The following is a 14,178-nucleotide window of genomic DNA, read 5'->3' on the forward strand; positions in this document are numbered from 1 at the left end:
CTCTGGTGCTCGGTCCGCGGCGTGGCGCGAGGTCCTCGCGGGCCCGGTGAGGAGCATCACCCGACGGTCGAGGGTCCCTCCGGGGCAGGGGTGCCGGCGCCGTGCGCTTCCGCACCGTCCGGCCCGCCTGTGCTGTGCGGCGCGGCCTCCGTGTCCGGTGCGGCCTCGCTCTCCGGCTCGCTGCTGTGGAGGCTCGGATCCTCACCGCGGGTGAGGGCATCCCAAGCGGCCGCCGGGTCCTCTGCGGGATCACCGCGGCGCACCGGCGCGGCGAGAGCTGCGCTGCGATAGCGGCTGCCGGTCGGCCAGGACCGGCCGATCACCAGCACGAGCACCCCGATCGCCGCGACAGTGAGGGCCGGGATCAGGGTCAGCAGCGGCCAGGCGGTCGCCTCGGCCTGCACTGCAGCTCCGAGCACACCGGTGGTGGAGGCCACCGCAGAGCCGGCGGCGTCCTGCGGTGACTGCGCTGCGGAGAAGGCGGCGAAGGCCGCCCCCACCCCGGTCACGATCAGCACCGGTCCGGTCAGGAACCGCAGCCAGGCGGAGGAGAGCGAGGTGGCTAGCGACGCGGCGATCGCCGCCAGGGCGAGAGCCAGCACAGCCGGGGCCGCCTCTGCTCCCATCACCTCGACCTGCTGGACGGTGCCGGTCAGATCCGGTGCGGTGGCGTGGATCCAGGTGGTGCGGGTCGCCCCGGCCAGCAGCGCAGAGGCTGCCGTCGCGGCGAGCACGGTGGTGCGGCGGCTGAGACGTGCTGTGCGCTCCGGGCGGGCAGCTCGCTCGCTGCGGGCCGCGGGCAGGGTGGAGGAATCCTCGCTCATGCCGGGCGGAGGGTCTCGGCGGCGGCGGCGGCGCGCAGTGCGGCGGCCGCCTTGGACTGGGTCTCGCGGTGCTCCATGGTGGCGTCGGAGTCTGCGACCACTCCCCCGCCGGCCTGGACGTGTGCGGTCCCGTCCTTGATCACTGCAGTGCGGATCGCGATCGCCATATCCATGTCGCCGGCGAAGTCGATATAGCCGACGGTGCCTCCGTAGACCCCGCGTCGCACGGGCTCCAGCCGGTCGATGATCCGCATCGCCGAGGGCTTCGGCGCGCCGGAGAGGGTTCCGGCCGGGAAGGTGGCGCGCAGCGCGTCATAGGCGAGTGCGCCTTCGCGCAGGTGGCCGGAGACGGTGGAGACGATGTGCTGGATATGGGAGAAGCGCTGGATGTGCATGAAGTCGCGCACCACCACGGTGCCCGGGGCGCAGAACTTCTGCAGGTCGTTGCGGGCGAGATCGACCAGCATCAGGTGCTCGGAGCGCTCCTTCGGGTCGGCGAGCAGCTCGCTGCCGAGGCGCTCGTCCTCTTCCGGGGTCTCACCTCGCGGCCGTGACCCGGCGATCGGATGGGTGGTGGCGGTGGTGCCGCGCACCGTGACCAGCGATTCGGGACTCGCCCCGACCACATCGATCGGTTCGCCTTCGGCGTCGACCGTTCGCAGCAGGTACATATACGGGCTGGGGTTCATCCTCCGCAGCACGCGGTATACGTCCAGCGGATCCGCGGAGACCGGCAGCGAGAACCGCTGCGAGGGCACCACCTGGAAGATCTCGCCGTCGATGATGTCCCGGACCGCCTCGCGGACGGCCTGTTCGTACTCGAGCTGGGAGGTGCGGGCTTTGGGTTCGAGCTCGCGCACCGCGTCATAGACGATCGGCCCGGTGCTCACCGGGGTCCGCAGCCGCTCGCGCATCGTCGAGAGCCGCGCCAGCGCGTCGTCGTAGGCGGCGTCGACTCCATCAGCCGTGGCATTGAGGTTCAGAGCGTTGGCGACCAGCACCACGGTCGAATCGTGGGCGTCGTGGACCACCACGTCCTGGGCTAGCAGCATCGAGAGGTCCGGCAGGCCGATCTCATCCGGCGGGGACGCCTCCAGCTTCTCCCAATGGCGCACTGCGTCGTAGGCGATGAAACCGACCAGGCCACCGGAGAACGGGGGCAGGTGCGGCTGGCGTGCGGCGTGGAAGGCGCTGGTGACGGCGCGCAGCGCCTCGACCGGGCTGCCTGAGGTGGGCACTCCGGCCGGGACGTCTCCGCGCCAGTGCGCCTCGCCGTCACGCTCGGTGAGGACGGCGCGGGCCCGGGTGCCGATGATCGAATAGCGCGACGCTTCCCCCTCCCCGGCGGACTCGAGCAGGAAGGTGCCGCGGGTCTCGCCGTCGGCGGTGAGCCGGCGGTAGAGCGAGACGGGGGTGTCCTCGTCGGCCAGCAGGCGGACGCTGAGCGGCACCACCCGCTGGCGGGCGGCGAGCTCGCGGAAGGTCTCTCGGTCCGGGGTGATCGCGCCGAGCGCGTCCCCCTCCCGGCCGCCGACCTGCTCCGGATAGGCCGCAGCGCGGGTGGGCTCAGCGGTGCCGTCGACGCTGGGGCCGGGAACGGGATGGTCAGTCATGCAGAGCGCTCCGTGGGGTCGAGGACGACGGCTTCGAGTGCGCCGCCGTCGAAGCAGGTGTCGGTGCCGCGGTGGCAGGCCGCGCCGACCTGGTCCACGCGGATCAGCAGGGTGTCGGCGTCGCAGTCGATGGCGACGGAGCGGACCCACTGGACGTGGCCGCTGGTGTCGCCCTTGCGCCAGTACTCGCCCCGGGAGCGGGACCAGTAGGTGACACGACCCGTGCTGAGGGTGCGGTGCAGCGCCTCGTCATCCATCCAGCCCACCATCAGCACCCGCTGATCGGTGGCGTCCTGCACCACCGCGGTGAGCAGCCCGTCGGCATCCCGCTTGAGGCGGGAGGAGAGCTCAGGGTCCAGACCGGAGACGGGCAGGGAGCCAGCGGAACCGGGCAGGGCGCTATCGGCGGTGCTCACAGTGCGCGCTCCAGCTCCTCGGCGCGATCCTTGCGCTCCCAGGTGAACTCCGGCAGCTCGCGGCCGAAGTGGCCGTGCACCGAGGTCAGAGCGTAGATCGGTCGCAGCAGGTCCAGGGCGTCGATCAGGGCGGCGGGGCGCAGGTCGAAGACCTTCCGCACCGCGGCGGCGATCTGATGCGAGGGCACGTGACCGGTGCCGAAGGTCTCGACGTACAGGCCCACCGGCTCGGCGACCCCGATCGCGTAGGCGATCTGCACCTCGCAGCGGTCTGCGAGGCCGGCGGCGACGATGTTCTTCGCGATCCAGCGCATGGCATAGGCGCCGGAGCGGTCGACCTTCGAGGGGTCCTTGCCGGAGAAGGCGCCGCCGCCGTGGCGGGCCATCCCGCCGTAGGTGTCCACGATGATCTTGCGGCCGGTCAGTCCTGCATCTCCCTTGGGCCCGCCGAGCACGAAGCGCCCGGAGGGGTTGATGTGGGTGGTGACATCCGAGGTGTCCAGGCCCAGTGCCTCGAGATCCTCGAGCACCGGGGCGATGACGACCTTGGAGATGGCCGGCGCGAGCTGGCTGACCAGATCGACCTCCTCGCTGTGCTGCGTGGAGACCACGATCGCCTCGACGCTGCGGGCCACGCCGTCCTCGTCGTAGCCGATCGAGACCTGGGTCTTCCCATCGGGGCGGAGGTACGGCAGCACCCCGTCGCGGCGTGCGGTCGAGAGGTTGCGGGTGAGCCGGTGCGCGGCATGGATCGGCAGCGGCATCAGCTCGGGGGTGTCCCGGCAGGCGTAGCCGAACATCAGGCCCTGGTCACCGGCTCCGAGCTTGGCGAAGGCCTCCGCCGTGGCGTCACCGCGAGTCTCGAAGGAGTTGTCGACGCCCTGGGCGATGTCCGGTGACTGCGCACCGATCGAGACCTGCACACCGCAGGAATCGGCGTCGAAGCCCTTCTCGGAGGAGTCGTAGCCGATCTCCCGGATCACATCGCGCACGATCGTCGCGACGTCGCTGTATCCGGTGGTGCGGACCTCGCCGGCGACGTGGACGAGACCGGTGGTGACCAGCGTCTCCACCGCGACGCGCGCATCGCGGTCCTGGGCCAGCAGATCATCGAGGATCGCGTCGGAGATCTGGTCGCAGATCTTGTCGGGGTGCCCTTCGGTGACCGATTCGGACGTGAAGGTGCGCAGCTCGCTGGAGGTCATGAGGTTCAGGGTACTTCCGGGAAGGCGGCGACGAGTTCGTCGAGCACCGCGTGGGCGACGGCGGTCTTGCTGCCCTCGGCGCGGGCGATCTCCTCACCGTCACGGTCGAGGATGCGCACGGAGTTGTCGGCCGCGCCGAACACCCCGGTGCTGATGTCGTTGAAGACCAGCAGGTCGGCGCCCTTGCGGCGTGCCTTGGCGCGCGCCAGGTCGAGTGCTGTGGAGCCATCGCCGCCGGTCTCCGCCGCAAAGCCCACGATCGTGGGTCGTGCGGCGTCTGCGCGATCGAGCACACTGTGACGCAGGATGTCCTCGGTGCGGCGCAGGGCGATGGCCGGCACGGAGTCCTCGTCGCCGTCGTCCTTCTTGATCTTCGCCTCCGCCCGTGCGGCGGCGGTGAAATCGGCCACTGCTGCAGCCATCACCAGCGCATCCACCTCGCCACGATGCTCCGCGACCATGCTCGCGAGCTCAGCGGCGCTGCCGATGTCATAGCGTTCGGCGCCCGGAGGGGTGTCGAGGTCGACGTTCGCGGCGGCAAGACGCACCCGGGCTCCACGGACGAGGGCCGCATGGGCTAGTGCCCAGCCCTGCTTGCCTGAGGAGTGGTTGGCGAGGAAGCGCACCGGATCGAGGTCCTCGCGGGTGCCGCCGGCGGTGATCAGCAGCTCACGGCCGTCGAGATCGCGGCGCACGGCACCGTGAGGATCGCGCGGAGCGGTGATCGCTACTCGCGCGGCCTCCAGGATCGCTGCCGGCTCGGGGAGTCGTCCGGGCCCAGAATCTGGGCCGGTGAGGCGACCGACGGCCGGCTCGAGCACGGTGATGCCGCGCTCGCGCAGGACCGCCACGTTGTCCCGGGTCGAGGGGTGCTCCCACATCTCGGTGTGCATCGCGGGCGCCACCACGACGGGAGCGCGCGTCACCAGCAGCGAGGCGGTGAGGAGATCATCGGCGCGACCGATCCGCATTCGCGCGAGCAGGTCAGCGGTGGCGGGGGCGATCACCACCAGATCGGCCTCCTGGCCGAAGCGCACATGCGCCACCTCGTCGACGTCCTCGAAGACGGAGGTGAGGACCGGATGGTGGCTGAGCGCCTCCCAGGTCGCCGCCCCGATGAATTCGAGCGAGGCGGCGGTGGGGATGACGCGGACGTCGGCCCCTTCACCGACAAGACCGCGCACCAGGTGCGCGGTCTTGTATGCGGCGATGCCGCCGCCGACTCCGATCAGGACGCGGGCCCCGGCGAGGGGGCGCGGCAGGATGGTCATCGGTTCAACCCGGCGATGGCCGAGTCAGAGGGTCAAGCCGGAGGACGGGACCTCAGGAGCGTCGTCGCCGAGCATCAGCGGGGCCGGAGCGTTCGGATCCGGCTCGTTCTGCGCGGCGTACTCCTCCTCGTCGATCTCGCGGACGGTCAGCAGGCCTTCATCGATCTCACGCAGTGCGATCGAGAGGGACTTCTCCTGGTTGTCGACATCCACCAGCGGACCGACGAACTCGAGCAGCCCTTCGGAGAGCTGCGAGTAGTACGCGTTGATCTGGCGGGCGCGCTGGGAGGCGTAGAGCACCAGGGCGTACTTGGAGTCGACGGTCTCGAGGAGACGGTCGATCGGGGGGTTCGTGATGCCTTCGGGCTGAGCGACTGTTCCGGCCACGGATGTCCCTTCATGAGTTTCTGGGTGCGACGCTTCAGGATACGCCCTCGCGGGCGGGAAGACGAGTCGGGGAGGGTGCGGGGTCAGGTGAGGTCGCGCACGCCGAGCAGTCCGGCGAGCTCGTCGGCCGCCCGATCCACGGTGTCGTTGACGATCGTGATGTCGAACTCGTCCTCCGCGGCGAGCTCGACGCGCGCCGTCGCCAGACGGCGCTCGCGCTCTTCGGCATCTTCCGTGCCCCGGCCGACCAGGCGATCCACGAGCGTGTCCCAGTCCGGTGGGGCGAGGAACACGAAGCGGGCCTCGGGCATGGACGCGCGGATCTGGCGTGCACCGGCCAGATCGATCTCGAGCAGCACCGGGCGCCCTTCGGACACCTTCTTCTCGACGGGCCCCCGCGGGGTGCCGTACTTGTTGCGGCCGTGGACCACGGCCCATTCGAGCATCTGGCCCTGCTCGATCAGCGAGGAGAAGTCCTCCTCGCTCACGAAGCGATAGTGCACGCCGTCGACCTCACCGGGGCGCGGAGCCCGGGTGGTGGCGGAGACGGACAGCCAGATCTGCGGGTAGCGCGCACGGATCGCTGCGGAGACGGTGCCCTTGCCGACAGCGGTGGGACCGGCCAGCACGGTCACCGGGGCCGACGCCTTCACGGCGCCGGCCCCGGTGGAGTGGTCGATCACTCGGAGAAGTGTGCGACGAGCTTCTCAGCCTGATGGGAGCCGAGGCCGCGGATCTTGCGGGAGGGGGAGATGCCGATCTCCTCCATGATCTGCTGGGCCTTGACCTTGCCGACACCCGGGAGGGCCTCCAGCAGGGCGGAGACACGCAGACGACCGACGACCTCGTTGGTCTCGGCCTCCTTGAGGACCTTCTTGATCTCCTCGCCGCGGTGTCCGGCGCTGTCCTTGAGCCGAGCCTTGATGGCGGCGCGCTCGCGACGAGCCTCGGCCGCCTTCTTCAGGGCGTCGGCCCGCTGCTCAGGGGTGAGGGGAGGGAGAGCCACTGTTCTTACCTCTTGTTCTCTTGCTGGTGACGAGGAGATCCGGGAGGACCTCGATGTGGGAAGAGCGTAACCCCATATTGGTGGCCGAGCGCACTTTTGACACGCTTCGTCGCTGGTCCGGTGCAGATCGGCCCCTTCTCGGGCACTTCCGAGGAAGTCCGGGCGGGAGCTGCGGACCCTGCCCGGACCCCTCGTCAGGAGGCGTCGGAAGGAACGTCGTATTCAGCGCGCAGCTGCTCTGCCCGACGGCTCAGGGAGTCCGCGTCGGGACCTGCCCCCAGGAGTCCTCGCGAGAGCGTAACCAGCACGTGACCTGCATTGTCACCAAAAACTTCGCGCATCTGCGCAGGGCCCGCCCCCTGTGCTCCGAAGCCCGGCGCGAGCAGCGGGACCGACGGTGCGACACGATCCAGGCCGAGCCGACGGTAGCTGTCACCGACAGTGGCGCCCACGACCAGGCCGACGCTCGACCACTCCCCCGGATCTGCGGCTCCGACCGCCTCGGCGTGTCGCGCGATCTCGCGCGCCACCGGCGTGTCTGCAACGGTGAGAGCGTGCTGGACCTGGGGTCCGTCCGGATTCGACGTCAGCGCGAGCAGGAAGAGCCCTTTGCCGTGCGCGATGGCGAGCTGCGCCGCGGGGTCGAGGGACCCGGTGCCCAGAAAGGGGCTGACGGTGATCGCATCAGCCTCGAGCGGAGCCCCCGGACGCAGATGAGCATCGGCGTAGGCGCCCATGGTCGAGCCGATGTCGCCGCGCTTGACGTCCAGGATGCTCAGCACCCCGGCCTCACGGGCCGCCTGCAGCAGTTCCTCGAGGACCGCGACCCCGGCGGAGCCGTGGCGCTCGAAGAAGGCGGACTGAGGCTTGATCGCGGCGACCCGTCCAGCCACCGCGTCCAGCGTGACGCGGGAGAACTCCCGCAGGCCCTCGGGGGTGTCCGGCAGCCCCCACGCGTCCAGCAAGGACGCGTGGGGGTCGATACCGGCGACCAGCCGTCCGTGCTCGGCGACAGCCTGCTGCAGTCTGGAGCCGAAGCTCCTCCCCTGCTCTGTCATGCGCCGACCCGTGCGGCCCGGGCGTCGATGAGCCGGGCCGTGTGGGCCTGCAGGCTCGTCACCTCGAAGGGCTCGACCGGTCGTGCCTCGATCGCCTGCACTGCGGCCTGGAACTCCTGGAGCGTGGTGATCATCGGCACGTCCATGCTGGTCGCGGCGGCGCGGATGGCGTAGCCGTCCACCCGGGCGTTGGAACCGGAGGGGGTGTTCATCACCAGATCCACGGTGCCCTCCTCGATCAGCTCGATCACGCTCGCCTCGTCGCCGGCCTCGGACGCCTTGCGCAGCACCCGGCAGGGGATGCCGTAGCGGCGCAGCACCCTGCCGGTGCCCGCCGTGGTGAGGATCTCGAATCCGAGCGCCGCGAGGCGTGCCACGGGGAGCGCGAGGGAGCGCTTGTCCCGGTCTGCGACCGAGACGAAGGCGATGCCTGCCGTGGGCAGGCCCTGGCCGGAGATCGCCAGCTGGGACTTCGCGAAGGCGAGGGGGAAGGTCGAATCCAGCCCCATCACCTCTCCGGTGGAGCGCATCTCCGGCCCCAGCACAGAGTCCACCGCCTTGCCCTCACGGGTGCGGAAGCGCTTGAACGGGAGCACCGCCTCCTTCACCGCGATGGGAGAGTCGTCGGGCAGATCCATGCCGTCGCCCTCGAGCGGGAGCACTCCCCCGCGGCGCAGGTCCGCGATCGAGGTGCCGGCCATCAGCAGTGCAGCGGCCTGTGCGAGCGGCACTCCCGTGGCCTTGGCGACGAAGGGCACCGTGCGGGAGGCGCGCGGGTTGGCCTCGAGCACGTAGAGCACCCCGTGGGAGAGCGCGTACTGGATGTTGAGCAGTCCGCGCACGCCCACGCCCTCGGCGATCGCGAGGGTGGAAGTGCGGATCCGCTCCAGTACCGCGTCGCTGAGGGTGATCGGCGGGAGGGTGCAGGCGGAGTCCCCGGAGTGGATCCCGGCCTCCTCGATGTGCTCCATCACGCCGCCGATGTAGAGGTCGGTGCCGTCGTAGAGGGCATCGACGTCGATCTCGATCGCCGTGTCCAGGAAGCTGTCGATGAGGATCGGGGCCTCGGCGCGGCCGCCGTCGGGAAGGTTGCGGGCCACGTAATCCACGAGACCCGCCTCATCGAACACGATCTCCATGCCGCGCCCGCCGAGCACATAGCTCGGACGCACCAGCACCGGGTAGCCCACCTTCGCGGCGACCTCGGTCGCGTCGCTGAGTCCCCAGGCGGTCCCATAGGGAGGGGCTGGCAGGTTCGCCTCGGCGAGCACCGCGCCGAAATGGCCACGGTCCTCGGCGTTGTCGATCGCCGATGGGCTGGTGCCGATGATCGGCAGCCCCTCGGCCTCGAGCCGGCGGGCGAGCGAGAGCGGGGTCTGGCCGCCGAGCTGCACGATGACGCCGGCGACGGGGCCGGCAGCCTTCTCCGCCTCGTACACCTCGACCACGTCCTCGAAGGTGAGCGGTTCGAAGTAGAGACGGTCGGCGATGTCGTAGTCGGTCGAGACCGTCTCGGGGTTGCAGTTGATCATGACCGTCTCGAAGCCGCCGCCGGGCAGCTCCGGGTTCCCCAGCGCCATCGCGGCGTGCACGCAGGAGTAGTCGAACTCGATGCCCTGACCGATCCGGTTCGGGCCGGAGCCGAGGATCAGCACCGCGGGTCGTTCGCGGGGCTCGACCTCGGTCTCCTGGTCGTAGGTGGAGTAGTGGTAGGGGGTGGCGGAGGCGAACTCCGCGGCGCAGGTGTCCACCGTCTTGAAGACAGGGTTGATGCCCAGCGCCTCGCGCACGCCCTTGACCACGTCGCCGCTGCGGCCGGTGAGCGCGCCGATCTGGTCGTCGGAGAGGCCGTGGCGCTTGGCCAGGGAGAGCAGCTCGGCATCCAGCACCTCCGCGCTGCGGATCTCCGCGGCGATCTCGGCGACGATCAGCATCTGGTCGAGGAACCAGCGGTCGATGGCGGTGGCCTCGATCAGTCGGTCGAGGGTCTCTGCGGGATCGAGGATCCCTTCGGCGGCGGACCACAGGATCCGGCCGATGTCGACCAGCCGTTCCGCCGTGGGGGTGCGTGAGGCCTCGATCAGCTCGGTGACCTCGGCGGCCGTCGGCGGGTTCCCCGCATAGGAGAGCGAGGCCCCCTTGACGTCGATCGAGCGCTGCGCCTTGCCGAGCGCCTCGGTGAAGTTACGGCCGAGGGCCATCGCCTCGCCGACGCTCTTCATGGTCGTGGTCAGAGTCGGATCCGCCGCGGGGAACTTCTCGAAGGCGAAGCGGGGCACCTTGACGACCACATAGTCCAGCGCCGGCTCGAAGCTCGCCGGGGTGGTGCCGGTGATGTCATTGCGGATCTCATCGAGGGTGTAGCCGATCGCGACCCGGGCAGCGATCTTCGCGATCGGGAAGCCGGTGGCCTTCGAGGCCAGTGCCGAGGAACGGGAGACGCGCGGGTTCATCTCGATGACGATCACGCGGCCGGTCTCGGGATGGGTGGCGAACTGGACGTTGCAGCCCCCGGTGTCGACGCCCACCTCGCGGATGATCGCGATGCCGAGGTCGCGCAGGGTCTGCATCTCGACGTCGGTCAGGGTGAGAGCCGGGGCCACGGTCACCGAATCGCCGGTGTGCACGCCGACCGGGTCGACGTTCTCGATCGAGCAGATCACGACGCAGTTGTCGGCGCTGTCGCGCATCAGCTCGAGCTCGAACTCCTTCCAGCCCAGGATCGATTCCTCGAGCAGCACTTCGGAGGTCGGTGAGTAGTGCAGGCCGTCCCCGCCGATGCGGCGCAGGTCCTGCTCGTTGTAGGCCATGCCCGAGCCGAGCCCGCCCATGGTGAAGCTGGGGCGCACCACCATCGGGTAGCCCAGCTCCTCGGCGCCGGCCAGCAGATCATCGACCGAGTGGCAGATCATCGAGCGGGCGGATTCGCCTCCGACTCGATCGACGACCTCCTTGAACAGCTGGCGGTCCTCCGCCTTGTTGATCGCCTCGAGGTTGGCACCGATCATCTCGACGCCGAACTCCTCCAGGGTCCCGTTCTCCGCGAGCGCGATCGCGGCGTTCAGCGCGGTCTGGCCGCCGAGGGTGGGCAGGAGCGCGTCGGGCCGCTCCTTCTCGATGATGGTGCGGATGATCTGCGGGTCGATCGGCTCGATGTAGGTGGCATCGGCGATGTCCGGGTCGGTCATGATCGTGGCCGGGTTGGAGTTGACCAGGATGACCCGCAGGCCCTCCTCGCGCAGCACTCGGCAGGCCTGGGTGCCGGAGTAGTCGAACTCCGCGGCCTGGCCGATCACGATCGGGCCGGAGCCGATCACCAGGATGGATGAGATATCTGTACGACGGGGCATCAGGACTCCTTGGATGCAGAGCCGGCGCGGTGCGCGACGGCGAGCTCTGCCAAACGATCGAAGAGGGGCGAGGCGTCGTGCGGGCCGCCGGCCGCCTCGGGGTGGTACTGGACCGAGAACGCGGGCCGGTCGAGGCAGCGGAGGCCCTCGACCACCTGGTCGTTGAGGCCGACGTGGGAGACCACCACGCGGCCGTAACGGCCGTCGTCGTAGGGCGCGATGTGCTCGCCCTCGATCGGGAGGTCCACGGCGAAGCCGTGGTTGTGGGCGGTGATCGCCACCTCACCGGTCTCCCGGTCCTGCACGGGCTGGTTGATGCCGCGGTGGCCGAACTTCAGCTTGTAGGTGTCGAAGCCGAGGGCCCTGCCCAGCAGCTGGTTGCCGAAGCAGATGCCGAAGAAGGGCAGCCCGGCGTCGAGGACCCCGCGCAGCAGCTCGATCGGTGCGGTCGCCGCGGCGGGGTCGCCCGGGCCGTTGGAGAAGAACACCGCATCCGGTTTCAGCGCCAGCAGGTCCTCGAGCGAGGTCGAGGCCGGCAGCAGGTGCACTCGCAGCCCGCGCTGGAGCATGCTGCGCGGGGCGGCGCTCTTGATGCCGAGGTCGAGGGCGGCGATGGTCGCGACCACCTCGCCCTCGGGTTCGAGGGTCACGGGCTGGGCGATGGTCACCTCCTCGATGAAGCTCGCGCCGGTCATCGTGGGCTGCTCGCGGACCTGCGTGAGCAGCTCCTCCTCGGAGCTCGCCAGGGCGTCCCCGGAGAAGATGCCCCCGCGCAGAGAGCCATGGTCCCGCAGCCGGCGGGTGAGCATGCGGGTATCGATGTCGCTGATGCCCACGATGTCGCTGCTGATCAGCAGCTCGTCCAGGGTCTGCTCAGAGCGGTACGAGGAGGCGATGCGGCTGGCGTCGCGCACGGCATAGCCGCGCACCCACACCTTCCGCGACTCCATGTCCTGGGCGTTGGCGCCGGTGTTGCCGATATGCGGGGCGGTCTGCACGACGATCTGCCCGGCGTACGAGGGATCCGAGAGGGTCTCCTGGTAGCCGGTCATGCCGGTGGTGAAGACGACCTCGCCGAGGCGTGAGCCCCGTGCCCCGTAGGCGGAGCCGCGCAGGACGGTGCCATCCTCGAGGACCAGCAGCGCCTTGTCGGTGCGCAGGCGGTGACGGGGGGCCCTGGTGGGGTCGGTGGATTCTGGGGACGCAGGGGAGTTCATGCGTTCTCCTTCCGGGAGAGCAGGAGGTCGTGGTCAGCACGCCGTGCGAGGCGAAGACCGGTGTCGAGGAGCTGGTCGCCGAGGCGCCAGCGGATGATCAGGAGGCCGTCGCCGCCGATGAACTTCCCGGCCATGCCGGGGCCCGAGGTGAGCTCGGTGACGGCGCTGCCGGGGATGGTGATGCTGCCGATGCCTTCGCGCTCCAGCCGCCAGGATCCCTGGTCGCCGAGGGTGACCGACGCCTTCGCGCGCTGTCCGAGTCCGTGGGCGACGACCCGTTCGAGCGGCTGCTCCGCGAGCACGGTGTCGACGTAGACGGCATCGACCGGGCCGTGGGCCACCGCTTCCCCGAGCTGCTCGAGGGGGGCGTCCTCGGGAGCGGGGAGATGCTGCTGGGACCGTCCCCGTCGGCGCCATCCCCAGACCATCGCGCACAGGATCAGCGCGAACAGCACAGCGAGCAGCAGGACCGGGATGAGCTGGCCGCTCATCGCTCCACCACCTCGCCGTCGCGCACGGTCGGGCGTCCCGCGAGCACGGTCAGCCGGTTCAGGCCGGGCAGCTCGAGCCCGGCGAAGGGAGAGTTCCGGCTCAGCGAGGCGTGCTGGGCAGGATCTGCGACGCGGACCGGCCGTGGGTCCCAGACCAGGACGTGCGCCGGCGCGCCGGGAGCCAGGGCCTGCCCCTGGTCCTCGTCACGGCCGATCTGCGCAGGCGTCTCGGACATCACCCGTGCGACGTCGCGCCAGCTGAGGCGGCCTTCGTCGACCATCGTCAGCTGCACCAGCGCGAGTGCCGTCTCCAGGCCAGTCATTCCCATCGCGGCCTGGTCCCACTCGCGGTCCTTGGCATCGCGCGGGTGCGGGGCGTGATCGGTGGCCACGATATCGATGGTGCCGTCGGCGAGGCCGGCGCGGACTGCCTCGACATCAGCGGCGGTGCGCAGCGGAGGATTGACCTTGAACACCGCATCGAACTGGCGCACATTCTCGTCCGTCAGCAGCAGATGGTGTGGCGTGACCTCGGCGGTCACCTCGATGCCGCGCTGCTTGGCCCAGCGGATGATGTCGACGCTGCCAGCGGTGGACAGGTGGCACACATGCAACCGGGAGCCCACGTGCTGTGCGAGCAGCACGTCGCGGGCGATGATCGATTCCTCGGCGACGGCAGGCCAGCCGGTCAGGCCCAGCTCCGCAGAGACCGCACCCTCATGCATCTGGGCGCCCTCGGTCAGGCGGGGATCCTGGGCGTGCTGGGCGATGACGCCATCGAAGGATTTCACGTACTCCAGGGCTCGGCGCATCAGCACAGGGTCGTGCACGCACTTGCCGTCGTCGCTGAACACCCGGACCTTCGCCCGCGAGTTCGCCATCGCGTCGAGCTCTGCGAGTCGCTGTCCCGCCAGGCCCACGGTGACCGCACCCACGGGGCGCACGGAGCACCATCCAGCCGTGTCGCCTCGCCGGGCGACCTGCTCCACGACGCCGGCGGTGTCGGCGACCGGCGTGGTGTTGGCCATGGCGTGCACAGCGGTGAACCCGCCGCGGGCCGCGGCGCGGGTGCCGGACTCGACGGTCTCGGCCTCCTCACCGCCGGGCTCGCGCAGGTGGGTGTGGAGGTCGACGAGCCCGGGCAGCACGATGCAGCCGTCGGCGTCGATGATCTCGGTGCCCTCGGGGGCATCGAGAGCGGTGCCGATCGCCTCGATGCGTCCGGCGACCAGGAGCACGTCCTGGATGTCTTCGCCGTACGGACGGCCGCCTCGGATCAGGAGCGGTGCAGGTGAGCCTGCACTGCCGACCGCACCTGCGGTGGGCCCGATGGTGGCGGC

Annotated in this window: 13 protein-coding genes; all 13 read right to left on the bottom strand. The window is 70.3% G+C overall.

The window, feature by feature from the left end; translation table 11 throughout:
- Positions 1–56: 56 nt before the first annotated feature.
- Entirely contained in the window at positions 57–824 is a 768-nt protein-coding gene (locus ABD893_RS12200; RefSeq protein WP_345080380.1) for a Trp biosynthesis-associated membrane protein, read from the bottom strand.
- Complete coding sequence (locus ABD893_RS12205; protein WP_345080383.1) at positions 821–2,437, bottom strand: anthranilate synthase component I; 1,617 nt, start codon at positions 2,435–2,437, stop codon at positions 821–823. The genes ABD893_RS12200 and ABD893_RS12205 overlap by 4 nt, the downstream gene beginning before the upstream one ends.
- Complete coding sequence (hisI, locus tag ABD893_RS12210) at positions 2,434–2,853, bottom strand: phosphoribosyl-AMP cyclohydrolase (RefSeq protein WP_345080386.1); 420 nt, start codon at positions 2,851–2,853, stop codon at positions 2,434–2,436. The genes ABD893_RS12205 and hisI overlap by 4 nt, the downstream gene beginning before the upstream one ends.
- Positions 2,850–4,058, bottom strand: coding sequence for a methionine adenosyltransferase (gene metK / locus ABD893_RS12215; protein WP_345080389.1), 1,209 nt, complete (start codon positions 4,056–4,058; stop codon positions 2,850–2,852). Before metK ends, hisI begins: the two co-directional genes overlap by 4 nt.
- A 5-nt stretch (positions 4,059–4,063) precedes the next feature.
- Positions 4,064–5,329: a bifunctional phosphopantothenoylcysteine decarboxylase/phosphopantothenate--cysteine ligase CoaBC gene (coaBC, locus tag ABD893_RS12220; protein WP_345080392.1), complete on the bottom strand. Its 1,266-nt coding sequence runs from the start codon at positions 5,327–5,329 to the stop codon at positions 4,064–4,066.
- A gap of 24 nt (positions 5,330–5,353) precedes the next feature.
- Positions 5,354–5,716 carry a DNA-directed RNA polymerase subunit omega gene (gene rpoZ, locus ABD893_RS12225; RefSeq protein WP_345080395.1) on the bottom strand — a complete coding sequence of 121 codons (363 nt, stop codon included), beginning with the start codon at positions 5,714–5,716 and terminating at the stop codon, positions 5,354–5,356.
- Positions 5,717–5,799: 83 nt separating this feature from the next.
- Positions 5,800–6,399 carry a guanylate kinase gene (gmk, locus tag ABD893_RS12230; RefSeq protein WP_345080398.1) on the bottom strand — a complete coding sequence of 200 codons (600 nt, stop codon included), beginning with the start codon at positions 6,397–6,399 and terminating at the stop codon, positions 5,800–5,802.
- Positions 6,396–6,722, bottom strand: a complete 327-nt coding sequence (mihF, locus tag ABD893_RS12235; protein ID WP_345080401.1) for an integration host factor, actinobacterial type — start codon at positions 6,720–6,722, stop codon at positions 6,396–6,398. The genes gmk and mihF overlap by 4 nt, the downstream gene beginning before the upstream one ends.
- A 194-nt stretch (positions 6,723–6,916) precedes the next feature.
- Entirely contained in the window at positions 6,917–7,780 is an 864-nt protein-coding gene (gene pyrF / locus ABD893_RS12240) for an orotidine-5'-phosphate decarboxylase (RefSeq protein ID WP_345080404.1), read from the bottom strand.
- Positions 7,777–11,130: a carbamoyl-phosphate synthase large subunit gene (carB, locus tag ABD893_RS12245; protein WP_345080407.1), complete on the bottom strand. Its 3,354-nt coding sequence runs from the start codon at positions 11,128–11,130 to the stop codon at positions 7,777–7,779. The genes pyrF and carB overlap by 4 nt, the downstream gene beginning before the upstream one ends.
- Positions 11,130–12,347, bottom strand: a complete 1,218-nt coding sequence (gene carA / locus ABD893_RS12250; RefSeq protein WP_345080410.1) for a glutamine-hydrolyzing carbamoyl-phosphate synthase small subunit — start codon at positions 12,345–12,347, stop codon at positions 11,130–11,132. The genes carB and carA overlap by 1 nt, the downstream gene beginning before the upstream one ends.
- The gene (locus tag ABD893_RS12255) at positions 12,344–12,838 is read right to left on the bottom strand and encodes a PH-like domain-containing protein (protein ID WP_345080413.1); all 495 of its coding nucleotides are present in this window, start codon (positions 12,836–12,838) and stop codon (positions 12,344–12,346) included. The genes carA and ABD893_RS12255 overlap by 4 nt, the downstream gene beginning before the upstream one ends.
- Entirely contained in the window at positions 12,835–14,169 is a 1,335-nt protein-coding gene (locus ABD893_RS12260) for a dihydroorotase (RefSeq protein WP_425548380.1), read from the bottom strand. The genes ABD893_RS12255 and ABD893_RS12260 overlap by 4 nt, the downstream gene beginning before the upstream one ends.
- Positions 14,170–14,178: the final 9 nt, after the last annotated feature.

It is taken from the genome of Brachybacterium paraconglomeratum (assembly GCF_039541415.1).
Lineage (GTDB): Bacteria > Actinomycetota > Actinomycetes > Actinomycetales > Dermabacteraceae > Brachybacterium > Brachybacterium paraconglomeratum_A.

Excerpts from the sequence above, each read along its gene's own strand:
- ABD893_RS12200 (WP_345080380.1), bottom strand. The coding sequence starts at position 824 with ATGAGCGAGGATTCCTCCACCCTGCCCGCGGCCCGCAGCGAGCGAGCT.
- ABD893_RS12205 (WP_345080383.1), bottom strand. The coding sequence starts at position 2,437 with ATGACTGACCATCCCGTTCCCGGCCCCAGCGTCGACGGCACCGCTGAG.
- metK (WP_345080389.1), bottom strand. The coding sequence starts at position 4,058 with ATGACCTCCAGCGAGCTGCGCACCTTCACGTCCGAATCGGTCACCGAA.
- coaBC (WP_345080392.1), bottom strand. The coding sequence starts at position 5,329 with ATGACCATCCTGCCGCGCCCCCTCGCCGGGGCCCGCGTCCTGATCGGA.
- pyrF (WP_345080404.1), bottom strand. The coding sequence starts at position 7,780 with ATGACAGAGCAGGGGAGGAGCTTCGGCTCCAGACTGCAGCAGGCTGTC.
- carB (WP_345080407.1), bottom strand. The coding sequence starts at position 11,130 with ATGCCCCGTCGTACAGATATCTCATCCATCCTGGTGATCGGCTCCGGC.
- carA (WP_345080410.1), bottom strand. The coding sequence starts at position 12,347 with ATGAACTCCCCTGCGTCCCCAGAATCCACCGACCCCACCAGGGCCCCC.
- ABD893_RS12255 (WP_345080413.1), bottom strand. The coding sequence starts at position 12,838 with ATGAGCGGCCAGCTCATCCCGGTCCTGCTGCTCGCTGTGCTGTTCGCG.